This is a genomic window from Niastella soli (assembly GCF_017742245.1).
Lineage (GTDB): Bacteria > Bacteroidota > Bacteroidia > Chitinophagales > Chitinophagaceae > Niastella > Niastella soli.
Window position 1 is genome coordinate 493024 of sequence record NZ_JAGHKO010000004.1, and the last position, 18639, is coordinate 511662.

General features: G+C 40.5%; 22 protein-coding genes and 1 tRNA gene. 14 read left to right on the plus strand and 9 right to left on the minus strand.

Going from position 1 to position 18639, the window contains the following annotated elements:
* Positions 1 to 165: 165 nt before the first annotated feature.
* Together J7I42_RS16895 and J7I42_RS16900 are read right to left on the minus strand one after the other, a co-directional pair.
* The gene (locus J7I42_RS16895) at positions 166 to 2592 is read right to left on the minus strand and encodes an ABC transporter permease (RefSeq protein ID WP_209140019.1); all 2427 of its coding nucleotides are present in this window, start codon (positions 2590 to 2592) and stop codon (positions 166 to 168) included.
* A 339-nt stretch (positions 2593 to 2931) separates the two neighbouring features.
* Positions 2932 to 3114, minus strand: coding sequence for a winged helix-turn-helix transcriptional regulator (locus tag J7I42_RS16900; RefSeq protein WP_209140020.1), 183 nt, complete (start codon positions 3112 to 3114; stop codon positions 2932 to 2934).
* 82 nt (positions 3115 to 3196) lie between these two features.
* Between J7I42_RS16900 and J7I42_RS16905 the strand changes: the two genes are divergently transcribed.
* The gene (locus J7I42_RS16905; RefSeq protein WP_209140021.1) at positions 3197 to 4084 is read left to right on the plus strand and encodes an NAD(P)H-binding protein; all 888 of its coding nucleotides are present in this window, start codon (positions 3197 to 3199) and stop codon (positions 4082 to 4084) included.
* A gap of 210 nt (positions 4085 to 4294) precedes the next feature.
* On the opposite strand, the gene J7I42_RS16910 is transcribed toward J7I42_RS16905, so the two are convergent.
* Complete coding sequence (locus J7I42_RS16910; RefSeq protein WP_209140022.1) at positions 4295 to 4459, minus strand: hypothetical protein; 165 nt, start codon at positions 4457 to 4459, stop codon at positions 4295 to 4297.
* 160 nt (positions 4460 to 4619) lie between these two features.
* On the opposite strand from J7I42_RS16910, the gene J7I42_RS16915 reads away from it, so the two are divergent.
* The 5 genes from J7I42_RS16915 (at position 4620) to J7I42_RS16935 (ending at position 7890) form a co-directional block, all read left to right on the plus strand.
* Positions 4620 to 5000, plus strand: a complete 381-nt coding sequence (locus J7I42_RS16915; protein WP_209140023.1) for a hypothetical protein — start codon at positions 4620 to 4622, stop codon at positions 4998 to 5000.
* A 97-nt stretch (positions 5001 to 5097) separates the two neighbouring features.
* Positions 5098 to 5541, plus strand: a complete 444-nt coding sequence (locus J7I42_RS16920; RefSeq protein WP_209140024.1) for a thioredoxin family protein — start codon at positions 5098 to 5100, stop codon at positions 5539 to 5541.
* A 37-nt stretch (positions 5542 to 5578) separates the two neighbouring features.
* A complete protein-coding gene (locus J7I42_RS16925) occupies positions 5579 to 6472 on the plus strand; it encodes an FAD:protein FMN transferase (protein ID WP_209140025.1) in 894 nt (297 codons plus the stop codon).
* Positions 6469 to 6687 carry a DUF4266 domain-containing protein gene (locus J7I42_RS16930; RefSeq protein ID WP_209140026.1) on the plus strand — a complete coding sequence of 73 codons (219 nt, stop codon included), beginning with the start codon at positions 6469 to 6471 and terminating at the stop codon, positions 6685 to 6687. Before J7I42_RS16925 ends, J7I42_RS16930 begins: the two co-directional genes overlap by 4 nt.
* 21 nt (positions 6688 to 6708) lie before the next feature.
* The gene (locus J7I42_RS16935) at positions 6709 to 7890 is read left to right on the plus strand and encodes a DUF3570 domain-containing protein (protein WP_209140027.1); all 1182 of its coding nucleotides are present in this window, start codon (positions 6709 to 6711) and stop codon (positions 7888 to 7890) included.
* Between the two features lie 47 nt (positions 7891 to 7937).
* Here J7I42_RS16935 and J7I42_RS16940 read toward each other — a convergent pair whose 3' ends face one another.
* From J7I42_RS16940 to J7I42_RS16955, 4 genes are all read right to left on the minus strand, one after another.
* A complete protein-coding gene (locus tag J7I42_RS16940) occupies positions 7938 to 8606 on the minus strand; it encodes a BON domain-containing protein (protein ID WP_209140028.1) in 669 nt (222 codons plus the stop codon).
* A gap of 80 nt (positions 8607 to 8686) precedes the next feature.
* Entirely contained in the window at positions 8687 to 9508 is an 822-nt protein-coding gene (locus J7I42_RS16945; protein WP_209140029.1) for a universal stress protein, read from the minus strand.
* A gap of 23 nt (positions 9509 to 9531) precedes the next feature.
* Complete coding sequence (locus J7I42_RS16950) at positions 9532 to 9834, minus strand: HPF/RaiA family ribosome-associated protein (protein WP_209140030.1); 303 nt, start codon at positions 9832 to 9834, stop codon at positions 9532 to 9534.
* Between the two features lie 340 nt (positions 9835 to 10174).
* Positions 10175 to 10453: a helix-hairpin-helix domain-containing protein gene (locus J7I42_RS16955; protein ID WP_209140031.1), complete on the minus strand. Its 279-nt coding sequence runs from the start codon at positions 10451 to 10453 to the stop codon at positions 10175 to 10177.
* Positions 10454 to 10630: 177 nt separating this feature from the next.
* Between J7I42_RS16955 and J7I42_RS16960 the strand changes: the two genes are divergently transcribed.
* Together J7I42_RS16960 and J7I42_RS16965 are read left to right on the plus strand one after the other, a co-directional pair.
* Positions 10631 to 10717 (plus strand) — tRNA-Leu (locus J7I42_RS16960).
* A gap of 470 nt (positions 10718 to 11187) precedes the next feature.
* Entirely contained in the window at positions 11188 to 12303 is a 1116-nt protein-coding gene (locus J7I42_RS16965; protein WP_209140032.1) for a site-specific integrase, read from the plus strand.
* A 212-nt stretch (positions 12304 to 12515) separates the two neighbouring features.
* On the opposite strand, the gene J7I42_RS16970 is transcribed toward J7I42_RS16965, so the two are convergent.
* Both J7I42_RS16970 and J7I42_RS16975 read right to left on the minus strand, forming a co-directional pair.
* Positions 12516 to 12617: an AraC family transcriptional regulator gene (locus J7I42_RS16970; RefSeq protein WP_209140724.1), complete on the minus strand. Its 102-nt coding sequence runs from the start codon at positions 12615 to 12617 to the stop codon at positions 12516 to 12518.
* Positions 12618 to 12738: 121 nt separating this feature from the next.
* Positions 12739 to 13410: a TetR family transcriptional regulator gene (locus tag J7I42_RS16975; RefSeq protein WP_209140033.1), complete on the minus strand. Its 672-nt coding sequence runs from the start codon at positions 13408 to 13410 to the stop codon at positions 12739 to 12741.
* 254 nt (positions 13411 to 13664) lie between these two features.
* Between J7I42_RS16975 and J7I42_RS16980 the strand changes: the two genes are divergently transcribed.
* The 6 genes from J7I42_RS16980 (at position 13665) to J7I42_RS17005 (ending at position 18595) form a co-directional block, all read left to right on the plus strand.
* Positions 13665 to 14543, plus strand: coding sequence for a helix-turn-helix domain-containing protein (locus J7I42_RS16980; protein ID WP_209140034.1), 879 nt, complete (start codon positions 13665 to 13667; stop codon positions 14541 to 14543).
* 106 nt (positions 14544 to 14649) lie between these two features.
* Complete coding sequence (locus J7I42_RS16985; RefSeq protein WP_209140035.1) at positions 14650 to 15222, plus strand: sugar O-acetyltransferase; 573 nt, start codon at positions 14650 to 14652, stop codon at positions 15220 to 15222.
* A gap of 85 nt (positions 15223 to 15307) precedes the next feature.
* Positions 15308 to 15787, plus strand: coding sequence for a cyclophilin-like fold protein (locus tag J7I42_RS16990; RefSeq protein ID WP_209140036.1), 480 nt, complete (start codon positions 15308 to 15310; stop codon positions 15785 to 15787).
* Between the two features lie 33 nt (positions 15788 to 15820).
* A complete protein-coding gene (locus tag J7I42_RS16995) occupies positions 15821 to 16297 on the plus strand; it encodes a cupin domain-containing protein (RefSeq protein ID WP_209140037.1) in 477 nt (158 codons plus the stop codon).
* Positions 16298 to 16331: 34 nt separating this feature from the next.
* Positions 16332 to 17516, plus strand: a complete 1185-nt coding sequence (locus J7I42_RS17000) for an NAD(P)-dependent alcohol dehydrogenase (RefSeq protein ID WP_209140038.1) — start codon at positions 16332 to 16334, stop codon at positions 17514 to 17516.
* Positions 17517 to 17542: 26 nt separating this feature from the next.
* Positions 17543 to 18595 carry an NAD(P)-dependent alcohol dehydrogenase gene (locus J7I42_RS17005; protein WP_209140039.1) on the plus strand — a complete coding sequence of 351 codons (1053 nt, stop codon included), beginning with the start codon at positions 17543 to 17545 and terminating at the stop codon, positions 18593 to 18595.
* The last annotated feature ends 44 nt before the right edge of the window (positions 18596 to 18639 follow it).

Below are 18639 nucleotides of genomic sequence, written 5' to 3' on the forward strand. Positions count from 1 at the left end.
ATAAAACATCATACAGAGTGCTTTCTCAGCGGTGGAAAAGCAAGGGACGCAACAATGTGGCTCCAAAGGTACTGTATCGCTACAGTTAACTACCGGGGTAGCATAGCCAATATTAGTAATATTTGAAGAACGGTAAATTTTTTGAATGCACTTTAGTTAGCTATTTTATTCGCTTCGTAGGCTTTTCACAGGATTAGCCAGTGCTGCTTTAATAGATTGAAAACTGATAGTTACAAACGCTATTACCAGCGCCATAATGCCGGCTGCCGCAAATATCCACCAACTCAAATCAGTATGGAAAGCAAAATCAGCTAACCATTCATGCATCCACCATCCGGCTACCGGGATGGCTATTACAGCTGATATTAAAACTAACCGCAGGAAATCTTTTGATAACTCAAGTACAATTTGCCGCAGACTTGCTCCCAGTACCTTTCGTACGCCAATTTCCTTAACCCGCTGGTTAATGGTAAATGCCGATAAGCCGAATAGCCCCATACAAGCGATAGATATAGCGACGCACGAGAATATGGTAAACAGGCTGCCCTGTTGCTGTTCGTTCCTGTATAGTTGACCGAATTTATCATCCAGAAAGGTAAAATCAAAAGGGGTTTCGGGTAGATATTTATGCCAGGTGGCTTGCAGCAAATTCACTGCGGTTTGGACTTCGCGACTATTTACCTTTACCGACATTACATGATAACCGTTGTCCGATGGCAATCGAAATAACAGCGGAGTAATTGTCTGGTGCAACGACTCGAAGTGAAAATCCTTAACGATGCCGATAATTTTGCCACTGACATCTCCATACGTAATATCCTTACCAATAGCATTTTGCGGGGTTTTCAAGCCCAGCGACCGTACCGCCGCCTCGTTTACAATAAAGTTATTGTTATCGGTTGAAAACGCTGCCGAGAAATTGCGTCCGGCGGCCATTTTCATACCATAAGTCGGTATAAAGCCGTAATCGGTGCTGATGCATTTCAGGTCGCTTTTAATTGGTTTTATTACGCCATCTACCAAAACCGACCCGTCTACGAAGTCGAGCAAGCGGCCCGATGGAATACGCGATGACCGGCCAACCTCTTTTATCGCTGTATTTTTCAGTAAATCTGCTTTAAATGCATCATATTGAGAATGTAGCTGTCCAACATACCCCATCGTTAAAACAGCGTCCTTACTGAAACCTAAATCGGCTTTTTGAATATATTGAAGTTGGCGGAACACCACGGTAGTGGCTACTATCAGGATAATCGAAATAGAAAACTGCGAAACAACCAGCACCTTACGGAATGACACTCCACCTGAGCCGGTTTTTATAATACCTTTCAAAACCTTCACCGGCAAAAACGACGACATAAAAATGGCTGGGTAAATACCACTGATGAGGCCTATTATGAACGGCAGCAACAAAATTGGCACTAAAATTTGCCACTGCTGCAGGCTGTTAAACGCGAGATTGGTGTTTGCAAAATGGTTTATCATTGGCAACAGTAATGCCGTTGCCGCCATGGCCAGTGCAAGCGCAAACCAGGTAATCATTATTGATTCGCTTAAAAATTGCCTGATGATCTCTTTTCGCTGTGCCCCGATTACCTTGCGGATACCAATCTCCTTTGCCCTCAATACCGACCGTGCAGTGGATAAGTTCATGTAGTTGATGCATGCTATCAGCAAAATAAACAGCGCAATAGCCGAAAATATGTATACATTTTTGATATCGCCGTTTTCTTCAAACTCATCAGCCATATGTGAGTGCAGGTGTATGTCGGCGAGCCTTTCAAACGTAAGTTTTGTGCCCTCCTGTGTTTTAGTGTTTCCGGCAGTACCGTCAAGATGTACGTATTTATCCAGAAAATCAGGCAATTGGCTTTCAATCCTGTCGGTATTATAGTCCTTGGGAAAAAGCAGGTAAGTGAAAAAGGCATTATCACCAAAATCGTTCACTAAGTTATTCGCGCCATAAATTGCCGGATCTCTCAAAGTACTGAACGACATCAGTATGTTGGGGTGCATATGCGAGTTGGCAGGAAAATCTTTAAATACACCGGTAACTTTAAAGTCGTGTTTAATCTTACCTAGGAAAATGTTATCCAGAAATATGCCTTTGTTAATCGGGTCGGAATCGCCGAAATATTTTTTGGCCATGTCCTCGCTAAGCATTATGCTGTAAGGCTCTTTCAGGGCATTATTATGGTTGCCTTTAACCAGAGGTACAGTGAAAAAGTCGAAGAAATTTTCCTCGGCAAAGACGCTATTCTGTTCGTTAAACAGCTTGTCATTAAACCGAAAGGCTGTAGTGCGGATAGGCAAAACCCGTGTTATTTTTTTAATATCAGGAAATGCACTTTGCAGCAAAGGCCCAAACGGCGGCGCAATCGCGCTTAAATGAAGGACCTCCTCATTCTTACTGGCATAAAAAATGCGCGTCACCCTGCGTATATCCTTCGCATTGGCATTAAATTTATCATAGCTGCGCTCGTAAATAATATAGCTTAAAATAAGCAGGCAGCAGGTTAAACCAACGGTTAAACCTAATATGTTGATGAATGAAATAAACGGGTGCCTTTTGATATTCCGAAACGCACTCATCAAATAGCTTTTTATCATGATTGGTACTGCATTAATTATATACTATATATTCATCACGAAACAGGTTAAATATTATGCCTAATTAATAAGATGCTGGTTATTAACATATTAATAAGAATATATTACTTCACACCGTAACAAAAATGAACAATTGGTGTCCGCTTTTGACACGATGCAAGCAAAATGATTATTTTTATCACCGTAGTCGATTTACTTTTTATACTTCGATGGGATTCGAAAAACTCCGGGTGGTTCCAACTTGCTAGCGACCGTAATAATAATCGTTTTTACTGTCTTAACTATTGGCATTTATTGTATACTTAAGTCGTTGAGCACCTTTTAGGTAATAGTCGGAATGGATTTTTTAAGCTCGCTGTATCGTTTCGTTCCCATCAATAAGCTGAACAAAATAACCGGCTTCCAATAACCGCCAATTCTTTCCATAACGAATGTTACCGGGCAAGCCGCAAATGCGTTGCTTTTATTCTCCTGAATGGTTGATGTTTTCTTAATCAATGTCATACTTATACATACTATGGGGTAAGTACTTGTATTAAAGTAAGTATAAATTTAGTTTTGGCAGGAATTTAAAATAAATACAAAGATGAAAATTACTGTAACGGGTTCTTTAGGAAATATTAGTCATGTTCTTATAGAAAAATTGGCAACAAATGGTCACGAAGTAAAAGTCATAAGTTCAAATGCCGAAAAAATTAAAGAAATTGAAAAACTAAAAGCAACCCCTTTGATTGGTTCTTTAAAGAATGCGGAATTTGTTCTTCACGCATTTAAAGATGCCGATGCGGTATATACAATGATCCCGCCTGATTTTTCAGTTCCGGATTATTATGATTTTGCAGATAAAATACACCAAAATTATGTACAGGCTATTGAACAAAATAACATCCAATATGCGGTAAATCTAAGTAGCATTGGTGTTGCATTTGCAGGCACTGAACCTTTGACAAGGTATTACAATCTGGAAAAACGCCTTGATGAAATACCGGGATTAAACGTTGTTCATCTACGCCCTGCAATGTTCTATACCAATTTTTATGGCAGCCTGGAAATGATAAAACATCAGAGTATTATTGGGCATAATCTTGCCGAAACTGTTGATCTGCTTATGACACACCCAGGTGACATTGCAGAAGCGGCATTCACCTACCTAAATTCTCTTTCTTTCAGTGGACATCAAATCAGACACATCGTTAGTGATGTAAAAAATGGTAAGGAAATAGCCCAAATATTGAGTGACGCAATTAACAAGCCATTACATTGGGTTGAATTTCCTGATGATGCTTTATTAGCAGGGTTGCTACAAAATGGATTTTCTCAAGATGCTGCCGAAACCCTCATAGTAAATGCGGGAAAGGCTATCAGAGAAGGATTATTCAATGAGTACAAGGCAGATAAATACAAATTAGTAGGAAGCCGAAAATTTGTTGATTTTGCTAAAGAATTCGCAATGGCTTATAAATTTAACAATTAAGTTTTAGCAATTATCCCATCCTTATTTATTCGATTAAGGTTCATAAATTCACCAGTTACCTTCAAATCCTGTATTAACTGGTTAGATGTTCGTCCAACCGCCCCGACTAAATAATCAAGGCAGTAAAAATGCTGCCTTGGTTATTTTTATCACTTACTGAAATGCAGTCGCCTCCATTGTATAGTAATAATGGAATATAATAACGTAATATTAATTAGCTAAAACTTCGTCTGCATCAAGAAATCCTGGAATCATGGCCATCAGCAAATCCGTTTTTTGCGTCAATCCAGGATGCATGGTTCCAGGCAAAATGGCAAATTGTGAGGCAGGCATCGATAATTCACCTAAGCTTCCTCCCCCAAATAAGTATAACATTAAGGAAGGGAAGTTCGAATCAAAATTGATTACCCAATGGCCCTTCGTACAGGCATCTCTGCCTACTACGCAAGACTCGCTTAAATACCCAATTGTTTACCAGGCTGTTAAACTTTTCTAGTGTCACTTTGTTAGTTATTATTTTGAATACCTTCAATACGTGAAAAACCAGGTGGCCATATTTTTATTAGTGATTTACCTGTTCGGTTCAACCGACGCGTATCAACTATTGAAATTACCGCAGTTGGTAGGGCATTATGTGAAACATAAAAGTGAAAGCCCACACCTGACGTTTGGCTCATTTTTCAAAATGCACTACATTGATCCTCAGCCATTTGATAACGACTACAAGCAGGATATGCAGTTGCCGTTCAAAACGGCACTAAATATTTACGGTAGAAATTTGCCTACTGACTTAACTGTTTTACCCAGGATCATTTTCAGTGCCCCGGCAGAAAATCCAGGTTTACAACCTGTTTTGAATGATAATATCCCTCCTTTTTTATTTACCTACAGCATCTTTCAACCTCCCAAAGCATAGCTGCATTTGTTGAATTCAGTCATATGTAATGCTGTAAGGAAGCCTTTATGTACAGGCTTTCGTTTACAGTCAATATAGTTATGTAAAAAATTATCTAATGAAGTTATTATTCCTGTTTTTACTGGCAGGTAGCAACCTGCTTTTTACCGATTGGCATGCTGATTTTGAAACTGCCAGAAAGGAAGCCAAAGCCAATGGTAATTATATTTTATTAAATTTTTCGGGATCCGACTGGTGTGCACCCTGTATCAAATTACGTCAGGAGGTATTTGGCAGTGCAGCGTTTGAACAACTGGCAAATAACTCCCTCGAATTATATGATGCAGATTTTCCCCGGAAGAAAAAGAACCAGCTGGCAAAAGAATTACAGCAAAGCAATGATGCCCTGGCTGAAAAATACAATCCTTTGGGCAAGTTCCCCTATACAGTAATACTAACCCCCGATGGAAAGGTGGTGAAAGCATGGGAAGGGTACCCGGGTAATAACAGCACACTGTTCATTGAACAACTAAAATCAGTTTGTGATGCCAAACGTCCCTGACAATCGGTTATTTGAATACAAACACACGTGTAAGCTAATGGGTAACACGTTTGAAATAACTGTAGTGGCCAATGACGGAAACTGGGCACAAGAAAAAATAGCACTTGCGGTTGATGAGATCAGAAGGATTGAAAAGCTGCTTACCACTTTTGATGAAAACAGCCAGACAAATCAGATAAACAAAATGGCTGGAACAGAGGCCGTACCCGTTAATCGGGAAGTGTTTGAGCTGATCAAGCGGTCTTTAAAGATCTCCGGTGTTACCGATGGGGCCTTTGACATTACTTATGGGTCTATAGATAAACGGTTGTGGAATTTCGATCGTAATATGACCAGTTTGCCCGATGCCGAAACGGCCAAAAATTCGGTGAGTCTGATCAATTACCATAATGTGCTTTTAAATGAACAGGATGGTACCGTAATGCTAAAAGAAAAAGGAATGCGGATCGGTTTTGGCGGAATTGGCAAAGGGTACGCTGCTGATATGGCCAGAAAACTGCTGGAAAAGGAAGGCGTACAAAGCGGTATCGTAAACGCCTCGGGCGACCTTGTTGCCTGGGGCAAACAGGCAAACAATGAGCCCTGGACCATTGGCATTGCTCATCCTGATAATGCGCGCTCCGCCTTTTCCCGGCTTAACATTTCCAACCTGGCTATTGCAACCTCTGGAAATTATGAAAAGTATGTAGTAATTGATGGCAGGAAATATTCCCACACCATCAATCCTAAAACAGGCATGCCGGTAACCGGTATTAAAAGCGTAACCATCATTAGCCCCTATGCTGAAATTGCCGATGCCATGGCCACTCCGGTTATGGTTATGGGGGTAAAGGCAGGCCTCGATCTCATTAACCAGATTGAGCACCTGGGTTGCATAATTGTAGACGACAACAACAAGATTTACTCCACCAAAAACATTCACTTAGAATGATCATTAAAAAATATTTTACTGCACTGGTTGTTGTTACACTGCTGGCAACATCATGCAAAACAGTTAAGGAATACCAGAAGAACAAACTGAATGATTCAGAAATGAGCCTGACTAATAGGAAAGTGGAAAAAACTGAAATGAGTTTTCAGTCGTACCGGGAAGGCGCATCCGGCGCAAATGCCGGCAAAAGCGGTGGCGGATGTGGCTGTAATTAATTAACTGTTTAACCAACATGCATGAAAAGAATATTCTTAACCGTACTAGGTATAGCGGCATTGGTAAAGTCTTTTGCGCAACAATTGCCCGATACCAGTTTTCAAAGCAGGAAGCTGAAAATAGATGAAATAAACCTGGTATCAAGTTACTATGGTCAAAATGGTGACCATGCGGCAGTAACGGGCGGTATTGGCACCCAGCAGCTAACTGACATCGCCAATGTATTTGATGTAAAACTGACGAAATATGACAGGAAATTAAGAAAGCATTCGTTCGATCTGGAACTCGGCATTGATCATTATACTTCGGCCTCTTCTGATAAAATAGATCTGAAAGCCAATTCATCGGCCTCACATGCTGATACCCGCATCTACCCTTCCCTTTCCTGGAGTATGGAAAATGAGAAAAAAGGAAGCACGGTAACAGCCGGCGTTTCCTCCTCTTCCGAATTCGACTATACTTCTTTTGGCGTTAACGCTGGGTTCTCTAAAAAAACAAAAGACAGGAATGGGGAATTGTCGGTTAAAGTACAGGCGTTCTTTGACCAGGTAAAGCTGGTCACCCCTGTTGAATTAAGAAGTAACCCTGAAGATAAAAATTATGGATCAGCCAACCGCACTACCCTTGCCGGCTCTTTATCCTGGTCGCAGGTCATTAACAAAAATCTGCAGGTAGCATTTCTTGCTGATATTGTACATCAGCAGGGCTTCCTGAGCCTTCCTTTTTACCGGGTGTACTTTACGGATGGCAGCCTTCACCAAGAAAAACTGCCCGACAACCGTTTTAAGGTACCCTTGGGTTTCAGGGCCAATTACTTTCTGGGAGACCGATTCATCATCAGGACCTGGTACCGGTATTACAAAGACGACTGGGGCATAAGCTCACACACGGCAAACATAGAAGTGCCAATAAAGATCACACCGTTCTTTAGCGTGAGTCCCTTTTACCGTTTCTATAACCAGACAGCCATAAAATATTTTGCGCCCTATGGCGAGCATACGGCACAGAATGAATTTTATTCAAGCAATTATGACCTGTCAAAATTCAACAGTAATTTCCTGGGAGCAGGTATCAGGTTGGCGCCGCCTAATGGAGTATTTGGCGTTAAACATTGGAACATGTTAGAGATCCGTTATGGACATTATACCAAAAACATTAACATGAACGCAAATATTGTTTCGCTGAATATTAAGTATAAATAAAAACGAACATCATACCAAAGCCATCGGAGTGATCTGGTGGCTTTTCATTACCAAACCAGTACTGACTCCTCTAATTCCAGCCTGTCTTCGACCTGGTCAACACCCGGGGCTGCCCAGGCCGCATAAACAGCATCTTCCTGTTCGGCAAACGAACGCACTTTTCCGGTAAGTGTTACTTTCCTGCCATCTACTTCTACGTTAATTTTTCCGGAATCTATCGTAGCGCTTCGTTCAAACGCTGCAGCAATTTTTTCTTTTATGTTTGCAGGTGTTATAGATGGTCTTATGGTTATAAAGTTATTCACCATTTTAATTCCAGCCAGGTTATCTATGGCCTTTATTGCAGCCTGACGCTGGTAATCCCAGTCCACTTCACCATTCAACGACACATATCCATCTTCAACTTTAACCTCAATACTTTCGTCTGGCACGAGTATATTCCAGCTCAATGCATGCAAAACGGCTTCAGCAATTTCAGTATCTGTCCTGTGAAATTCAGTTGCAATTCCAACCTGTATTTCTTCGGCTACAGCTTTTACTCCGGCCACTTTCTTTACTGCCTGTTCTGCCGCCACTTTTTTTGAATAGGTATCTACCTTACCATATAAGGTAACTATTCCATGTTTTACAAATACGCCTATTTCAGATTCATTCAAAATTGGCTCCCACATCAATTGATCCATTACATCTTTTCGGATCTCTATATCACTTTTCATACAATGAATTTTATAGTGTTATCAAATAATATCTCTTCAAATTTAATGTCAGGTGCTAAAGGTAAAAGGCAGTATTGAAATCACTTATGATGAGCAACAAATACCGGCACATTAATCGCTTTTATAATTAATTCTGCAGTGCTATGACTGAATAACCTGGCAAGCTTTGCTCGTTCAAATGCACCCATTACTACAAAAACATTCTTCTTGCCCAGCAAATGCCCAAATAACTCATCAGCTGCTTTACCCTGGAGCAATTGAAATTTAATGTTCTGGTAATGCAGTTCCAGCAACTCTGTTATTTTACCTTTCTCGTTGAACAAACTATCACCTGCTTCATTTACCTCCAGAACTGTAATTGTTCTGGCCGATAATTCAGGAAACAGATAAGTAAATTGCTTTATTGCATAGACGGAGGCTGCACTACCATCATAGGCTAATATTATTTCGTCGATTGTATGAAAATCAAAAGGAGCCAGCACTACGGGGCATTCACTTTTAGCAAGCACTTCTTTTATAAAACCGGAAGGTATTTCCTCCTTTTTTTGCTTAAATGACATTTCCGGATCAACAATAAGTAACTCTGCAAAACGAGTTTGTTTTATTATCTCTACAAGTGGATTATTATTTTCAAAATAAACTGAACAGTTTATTTCTCTATTGGCACAAGCCTCCTTAAATAGATGAATATTCTCATCGATTGATCTTGCCATTTTCTTTACTGCCGGTGCAAACTTTGCTTCCCTATAAATTGGCTCTTTTATCATCGTTTCCAATATTTGTGCGTCGTCAAGGAAAACGCCGGTAAGCCTGGAATGTGTAAGTCTGGCAATATAACAGGCAAAGTCCAACACCTTCATATTTACCTTTTGGGCATCAATTGCAATCATCACCTTTTTCATAACATGTCTTTTTATAAACCTATTTACCAAATTTCAACCCTTTCTTCTTTCTTCCATCTTAGTTGACGAGTGAGGTTTTCCATCACGTTACTGATCACCTCTTCAATGGATTTGCCTTTTTCCCGGCAAAAAAATGAAGTATTTGGAATAAAGACCCGCCCCTCCATTTCGTACTTATCCTTCTTGCCTGAATCAATTTTTCTCAAGAATACATCCAGCCCTACGATACGATCAAATATTTTTTCCAGACGGGCAAACTTGTTATGCAACAGACCATCCAAGTTCAGATCGAGCTTCACGTCTGGTGATTTGAAATTTAATTTCATAACAATATGTTTTCTGTGAAAAAAGTGTACTTAACTTACTAAAGTTATAATTATAAAAGCCTTTCGCTCGCTGATATGCATCAAGGAGCGAAATGATGTATGTCATATTACTCAATCAACTTAATAGATACCTTTTGAGTAAATAATTTAAACAGCGTGCATTTGGAGAATAAAAGGACTGGATTATTTGTAATGATCCATATTAATTGATCTAACACAAAGGCCCTGGTCCGCTTCGCGTGCCTGCCTTTTTATTGTCTGCTTTGCGGAGCAAGCCCGGCAAACCGTTCAGGAGGAGGTTGATTGGTGGGAATCATAGGCAGACCGGAGGCATTCGCACTTATATTTTTTTGTCTTTCCAGTTCCACCATTTTAATTTCCCGCTCTCCTGATCGCGGGCAGGTGTTTCTGCATAATAAACGGCGCACCGGAAAACATAGAGGATGCATCTGTCCTGCACGCAGCCGGCGAATTGGTTTGACTGGTCGTACAATTGTTGTGGGTCTTTTCCTTTTAGGTCGTCAATGCGGCTAATGCCAATGTTAAGAAGGTCTGTGGCAATAGATTTTCCCACACCAGGTATTTTAGACAGTTCTTTTATTGATTGGGCGGTGGTCATTTTACAATCAGAATGATAATGTACTAAAGATACGGTGCAACGGGAAAATGGGTGCTGAGACTGTTAGTCAAATTTTTCTTAGATTTTTTTTTATCATTTTTTTGGTCAATTCAGATTTACGGTTATCTTTGCAACCCGAAACGAAAAAGCTCTTTACAAAAACATAAAGATCTGAATGCCCAGGTGGCGAAATTGGTAGACGCACTGTGTTCAGGTCGCAGCGCTCGCAAGGGTGTGCTGGTTCGAATCCAGTCCTGGGCACCATTTAGCCCTGTAAGTCATTGATTTACAGGGCTTTTTTATTTTCCGTATGTCAAAAATGTGTCGTTTTTCACGCTTTCTACCACTATTTCTGACACATAATTGACACACTCAATGACACACACAAACGCTGGCACAGAAACATGTGCCGATGCTAGCACACTACAGGCACACCATTTCGGTCAAGCACAACGAAACCCGCTAAAAACGCCTAAAACAACCACCAGGCACACGCTTCCTCCCCCCTTTTTGACACACGGTTTGATACACGCTTTTGGCAGTAGTCAATCCGCTGAAATGTCAGTGCTGACAATACTTCCAGCGAATTTTAAAGGAAATTTTTTCGTTCATTTTTCATCACATTTTACCACAAACCTTTGCCGTGTGTCAAATCAGGTAGAGATTCTGACACACGCTTGCTCTTCGGCATATTCATTGAGCCACGATTCTATCACCTTTAAAATCGTAATCCTATGAATATCCTTGAAAGACCAAACAAAAAAGGCGATAAGATCTACTTCCTGTATGATTATGGACGTGGTCCCGGTCAACGACCATCAACCGGTGTTTTTATTTACACCAATCCAAAGGATCAGATTCAAAAGAACCATAACAAAGAGGCTCTAAAGCTGCTGGAGGTTAAGAAAAGCCAGGCAACAATTGATCAGCAGGCTATTGGCAGTTCCTTTATCCCCGCACATAAGTTTAAAGCCAATTTTTTGGAGTATTACGAAGAATATGTAAAGCTGAATGCCCGTAAAGGCAACCGCCACCTGGTTAACAGTCTGGCGCAGTTTAAACTGTTTATAAAAAAGGATTTCATCGCCCCCATTGACATTACTGAAAACTTCTGCAAGCGATTTCGGCAGTTCTTATTGGATAAATATTCAGGAGAAACACCCGGCAATTATTATTCACGGTTCAAATGGGCAGTGAGCGCAGCCGAAAGTGACGGGTACTTTCAAAAGAACCCTTCAGACAAAGTAAATTCGAAATCAAACCCCAGCATCAAACTAAAAGAGAACCTGGAGGTTGACGAATACCTTAAGCTGCTTACCACTCCATGCTTAAATGAAGAGGTAAAGGCCGCTTTCATTTTTTGCTGTTACACCGGCTTGCGCTGGGTTGATGTAAAGAAGCTGGAATGGAAAGATATTCGGGGGAATGTTCTTACGACCCGCATCATCCAGGCAAAAACAGGCCAACCGGTAACCCTGACACTGCATCCTATTGCGAAGTCCACCCTTGAAAAGCAAAAAGCAAAGCTGGAGGCGGTTAAGATTCAGAACCCGGAAGTGTTTTCACTACCAACGGCAGATGGCGCTAATAAGATCGTAGATGCCTGGGTAAAATCAGCAGGTATTGACAAGTATATTACCTGGTCCTGTGCCCGGTTGAGCTTCTCAATACTGTTGCAGGATAAAAATGTAGATGATGCGACTGTGGCTTACCTTATGGGGCATACTACTACTGACCAGGTGAGGAAAAGGTATAAAAGGCATAGGCCGAAAGATCAAGTGGCAACTATTAGTCAGTTGCCGACCCCAGATCAATCGCCAGACTTTCTGAATATAAGCAATAAATTGTAGAAGTTAATGGTATTTGATTAGTGCAGCCTCCCTTCCGGGAGGCATTTTTTTTGATTTACTCCATTAAAATCTTCTATATCACGATTAATTGTAGCAGTCGTTCGCTGTCACTACATCTTTTCCATGAGTAACTTGTTGACTATACTATGATTACACCTGTAGAAAAAATCTAAGTCAGTGACACCAGGTAATTGGGGTTTAGCTAAACCATATTAGTTTAACCATCGATATTCATTAGGTGTAAATCCAACTCTTTGTTTAAATAATCGTGTAAAGTGTTGAGGATATTTAAAGCCAAGCTCAAAGGCAATCATCCTAAGTTCCGATACTATCAAAACTTTGCAACTGTATAACGTAGGCTAACACACCACCATGGCGTCTTTGATTATTTAATATTAAAACTCCCTTAAAATGATATCATAAAACAAACGAAGTTTATTCTTCATTTTTAATATCCAAATGCGCCCGTAACATATGTTTTAAATGCTTTTTTAACCTGGGGGCGATTTTTTTATGATAGGAAAGATTATCTGCGCCATTAATTTTCCAACGGCTGCAATAAGCATCTTTCGAATTGGCTACATAGTTAACGGTTCCCAGTATAGTCGCCATAGTAAGCTCTATATCTACTTTTTTAAAATATTTTTTTCTTTGTCCGTCTTTGACCAGCTTGGTTATCTGCTCTAAATGACGTGATCTGATTTTTAGGATAAGTTCATTTATTACGGGCGACGCAGAATAGTTGTATTGTTGTGAGATAATACAATCGAAATAATATTTATTTAGTGTTTTTTCTACCAAAAAGGAAACCAATCGGTCAATCTTCTCCCAAGGTGAAAAGGTTTGATCCTTATTTAAGGCTTCAATTTTGTCAAATGTATGTTGCGCCCGCTCTGCGATAAGTACTTCTATTAACTTCTCCTTCGAACCGAAGTAGTAAGATACCATTGCAATATTAACGTTTGCAAGTTGCGCAATATCACGTACAGAAGTCCCATCAAATCCTTTTTCCGCAAACAGCTGCTCTGCAATTCGAAGAATGTGTTCTTTCTTATATAGTATTCCCATTAGTGACATAAAGTATTTACTTAATCCAATCTTACGCACATATTCTATCTAATGCCTGAGGCTGGTATTATTTATTTCTTCATCTATCTCTGGGATTACAAAACTAAAATCTGAAAACCGGGGGCACGTATACAAATTCCTGTTTTCTGTATACATATTGGGTATTTACTAATGGAGGTCCTCAGCAGTCGCCCATAAAACATAGTTGTGTACGAAAATGATTTAAAACCAGCATTTTAAAGGATTGTGATATTTACAGGTACCACTAAATTTGAAAATCTTAACTTTGTTGCATGGACAGAAAAGAAAAACGCTCACTTTCTGAATACAATAATGAATTGAAGTTGAAGGGATTTAATGTTTTCCAGATTGAGAGTGACGGCCAGGCTACAAAGATTTACAGTAGGAAAGATTTCTACAAGATATGCCTTACAACAGGAAAAAGCCTGATTCATTATGCCGACAGAAGCTATGATATGGATGGTACTATTTTGTTTTTCGGCAATCCTCATATTCCATATTCGTGGGAAACAATATCAACTACTTATGTGGGGTATACCTGTCTTTTTTCGGAAGACTTTTTAAAGCAATCAGAGCGAACAGAAAGCCTTCAACATTCGCCTTTTTTTAAAATAGGAGGTACACCTATCTTAGAAATTACAGATAATCAACGGGATTTCCTTAATAGCATATTTAGAAAAATGATAGAGGAGCAACAGACTGATTATGTTTATAAGGATGAACTCATTCGAAATTATATCAGCCTGATAATTCACGAGTCGCTTAAGCTGCAACCCTCTGAGCATTTTGACAAACATAAAAATGCATCTTCGCGTATCACTACTGTGTTTCTGGAATTACTGGAAAGGCAATTTCCAATCGAAAGCATTGACCGGCCATTATCATTGCGAACAGCTCAGGACTATGCCAAAGCCCTATCCATTCATGTGAACTATCTGAATAAAGCTGTTAAAGAAATCACTGGTAAATCCACAACAAACCATATCACTGATCGAATTATCACCGAAGCAAAGGCTTTGTTGCAACATACTGAGTGGAACGTTTCAGATATAGCTTATTCCCTTGGCTTTGATTACCCCACGTATTTTAATAATTTCTTTAAAAAGGTTACCGGAACAAACCCCAAAGCGCTCAGAGATCAATTAGTTTGAAATTCTTAATGATTTGATTGAAAATCGTTATCACCGGCTCGTTCTTCCTACCGAAATTTGTGTTACCAATCCCGCTTAAATAGATGTGGGAACAAATTCAAATGATATGAACGAACCTGTTACCGATATATTTCAAAGAGACAGGAGCGGAGATGTTATTAGTCTCGATGATCCTGAATACCCAAAGCTATTCAGGATAATCCAAAAGGCAATTAGAACAACGGCTGAGCTTAACAGCCTGATTACTGACGACCTGCAGGAAATTCGCGATGTGTTTAGCAGGTTGATCGGCCGCAAGGTAGATGACAGTCTTTTTCTTATTCCTCCATTTTACACAGACTTCGGTGAGAATATCGTGGTGGGCAAGAACGTTTTCGTAAATCACGCCTGTACATTTATGGACAGAGGTGGTATTACATTAGACGACGAGGTACTTATTGGCCCAAAAGTTAACCTTATTACCACCAATCACCCAATAAATCCATCCCAGAGACGCGCCACCATATCAAAACCCATAGTAATAAAAAGAAAAGCATGGATTGGCGTTGGCTCTACCATTCTACCAGGTGTAACCATTGGCGAGAACTCTATTGTAGCGGCAGGTTCTGTTGTAACAAAGGATGTCCCGGACAACGTAATTGTTGGCGGCATCCCGGCGAAAATCATTAAATCAATATAGCACGGGAAAATTTACCACTGCTAAAAAGCCGATTGCCAAATTGCAGCGCATAGTACACACTTTCAAATAATCAAACCTCAATTTTATGAGATGGATAATTATTGCAGGAACTTTCGCTATTGGACTATTCTTTATGTCCTATGCTGCTTGCGGCAAAGGAAATAGTGTCGACTCTATTTCTTCAGACACAACGAATATTAATGATACAACGACCCGAATAATGAAAATAAAAATTGGTTCTGTAGTATTTCAGGCTTCATTACTAGATAATGCTTCAGCCCGGGCATTCCAATCCCTGCTTCCATTAACCTTAAACATGACAGAGTTAAATGGTAATGAAAAGTATTTTGACTTATCAACTAATCTTCCTGTTAATGCCGCTAATCCTGGCACCATTAGCTCGGGAGATCTAATGCTTTGGGGAAACAAAACCCTCGTTCTATTCTATAAATCATTTTCAACCTCTTATAGCTATACAAAATTGGGTGTGATTGATGACCCAAAGGGACTCGCGGAAGCAGTCGGTTCAGGAAATGTTACCATTACATTCGAAATGAATAAGTAGCATCACTATTGAACATGTTAAAATCAATAAATAATGAATGCAATCTTCATATATATTGTTGCAGTTGCAGTCATGTTTACATGCTGTAAAGAGGCGCCTAAGAACAATCTATCGGTCGACGCAAAGGCAATATTTCCGAAAGGACAATTAGGTGCGACTGAAAATTTTACTGGCAATGCATGGAATTACGGCTTGGTTGCCAACGACACCGCTTTCACCACCCTGGTAGGCAATGTATATTTCGAACCAGGCGCAAGAACGAACTGGCATATACATCCTGCCGGACAAATTTTGGTCATTACCGATGGAGTTGGTTATCATCAGATCAGGGGGCAGCCCGTCGAATCCATCCGCAAAGGGTCAGTGGTGAAATGCCCACCCGGTGTCGAACATTGGCATGGCGCCAGTGCAGACACAGGTCTGCATCAACTTTATATCGTTCCAAACACAGAAAAAGGCATTGTTGTGTGGAATGAAAAAGTAACGGATGAACAATACAAAGGTCATTAATCCATCACTTAATTAACTATTTAATATAGGATATATGTGTACAGATAAGAATAAGCACGATCGTTCAAGAAGAAAGTTTATACAACAAACAACAGTAGCAGGCGCGGCCCTACTGTTGACCAACCCGATAGATATGTTTTCACAAACAACGGGCAAACAAGCCGCCAACATCAAGTCAAAAGGCTATGCGGCTAGAGATGCATCAGGCAAACTTAGTTTGTGGGAATTTGAACGCAGACCGGTAGGCGACAATGACATTCTCATTGAGATCAAATATGCCAGCATTTGTCACTCAGACATACACCAGATGAAAGGTGATTGGGGGCCTCAACAATACCCACAAGTGCCAGGCCATGAGATCGTAGGAATTGTAACAGCCATCGGTAAGAATGTAAAAAAGTTCAAGGTTGGCGACCGGGCAGGTGTTGGTTGTATGGTGGATAGTTGTATGCAGTGCGATAGCTGCAAACGAGGTGAAGAACAATTTTGCGATAATGGGAAAACATTGTTTACGTACGGATACCCAGATAAAAGTTCTCCTTCCGGTATTACCCAGGGCGGATATGCCACCAATATCGTAGTGAGAGATCATTTTGCAGTACATATTCCGGACAACATCAGCTTTGAGCAAGCTGCGCCATTGCTTTGTGCAGGTATCACCACGTATTCACCGCTTATGAAAGCAAAGTTTAAAAAAGGTGATAAAGTAGGCGTTGCAGGTATAGGCGGCTTAGGTCACTTGGCGGTGAAACTGGCCGTATCTAAAGGGGCAGAAGTATATGCTTTCACTACTTCCGCCGATAAAGTAAATGACATAAAGTCCTTCGGCGCGAAAGAGGTAATTATTGTCGACGACTTATCGAAACTGAAACCCTATAAGGGCAAGCTGGATTACATGATCTCCACCATTCCTGCCCAATATGATGTAGCTGCCTATGCAGCTGCAGTCAAGCCTGGGGGTTCTTACACACAGGTAGGTATGCCTGTAGGGTTCAATCTCACACTTAGCAACATTGCACTGGCAACGACCCGCGTTAATTTTAATGCATCCCTGATCGGCGGTATTCCCGAGACACAGGAAGTGATTGACTATTGTGCAAAAAACAAAGTGGTTCCGCAGATACAGGTAATTAAAGCGGAAGCTGTTAATGAAGCATGGGAAAATGTAGTGAACAAAAAGGCACGTTATCGCTATGTGATCGATGTAAAGACGATCTAATCTATAAAAACATTAAGAATGATCTCATGGAAACATTTAAAGTAAAAGCATATGGAACAGAAGCGGCCGATGCGCCGTTTCACAATATTGAAATCAAACGCAGAAACTTGTTGCCCGATGATGTAGAGATAGATATCCTTTATTGTGGTATCTGCCACTCGGACCTGCATGCGGTAAAAAACGATTGGGGCGGCACAATCTATCCAATCGTGCCCGGCCATGAAATTGTCGGCCGTATTACACAGGTGGGAACAGAAGTAACAAAGTTTAAGGTGGGCGACCTGGCAGCGATTGGATGTATTGTGGATAGCTGTGGCCATTGCCATCAATGCGATAACGGCGAAGAACAGTTCTGCGAAAAAGGATGGACTGTTGTATTCAATGCCCCTGACAAAGTGTTGGGCGGTCAAACCTATGGGGGCTTTTCAGAAAAAATTGTAGCCAAAGCCAATTATGTACTCAAAATGCCGGAGAATATTGACCTCGCGGCTTCAGCTCCCATTCTTTGCGCTGGTATTACTGTGTACTCACCTTTAAAACATTGGAAAATTGGTGCAGGTACGAAAGTAGGTATCATAGGGATTGGCGGCTTGGGACATATGGCTATTAAAATAGCCAAAGCAATGGGTGCATATGTTGTAGTATTTACTACTTCAACTTCTAAAATAGATGATGCAAAGAAATTGGGAGCTGATGAAGCTGTTTTATCTACAGATAAGGCCCAGATGAAAGCACAGGCAGGTTTTGATATGATATTAGATACAGTATCTGCAAAACACGATGTAAACACATATCTCAATGCGTTGAAGGTAGACGGTAGCCTGGTGCTTGTAGGATTGCCTAATCAGCCTCTTGAAATTGGTGCATTCAATGTGGTGAATGGTCGAAAGAGTTTTTCAGGTTCTAACATCGGCGGAATAGCTGAGACGCAGGAGGTTATTGATTTCTGTGCAAGCCACAATATTACCGCAGACATCGAACTGATTACAGTCGACCAAATCAATGAAGCATTTGAAAGACTTGAAAAAGGAGACGTGAAATATCGTTTTGTGATCGATATCGCTGCATCAAAAAAATAAAAACAATTGGCCGCAAAGCATCTGTGTACCGGATGCTTTCATGG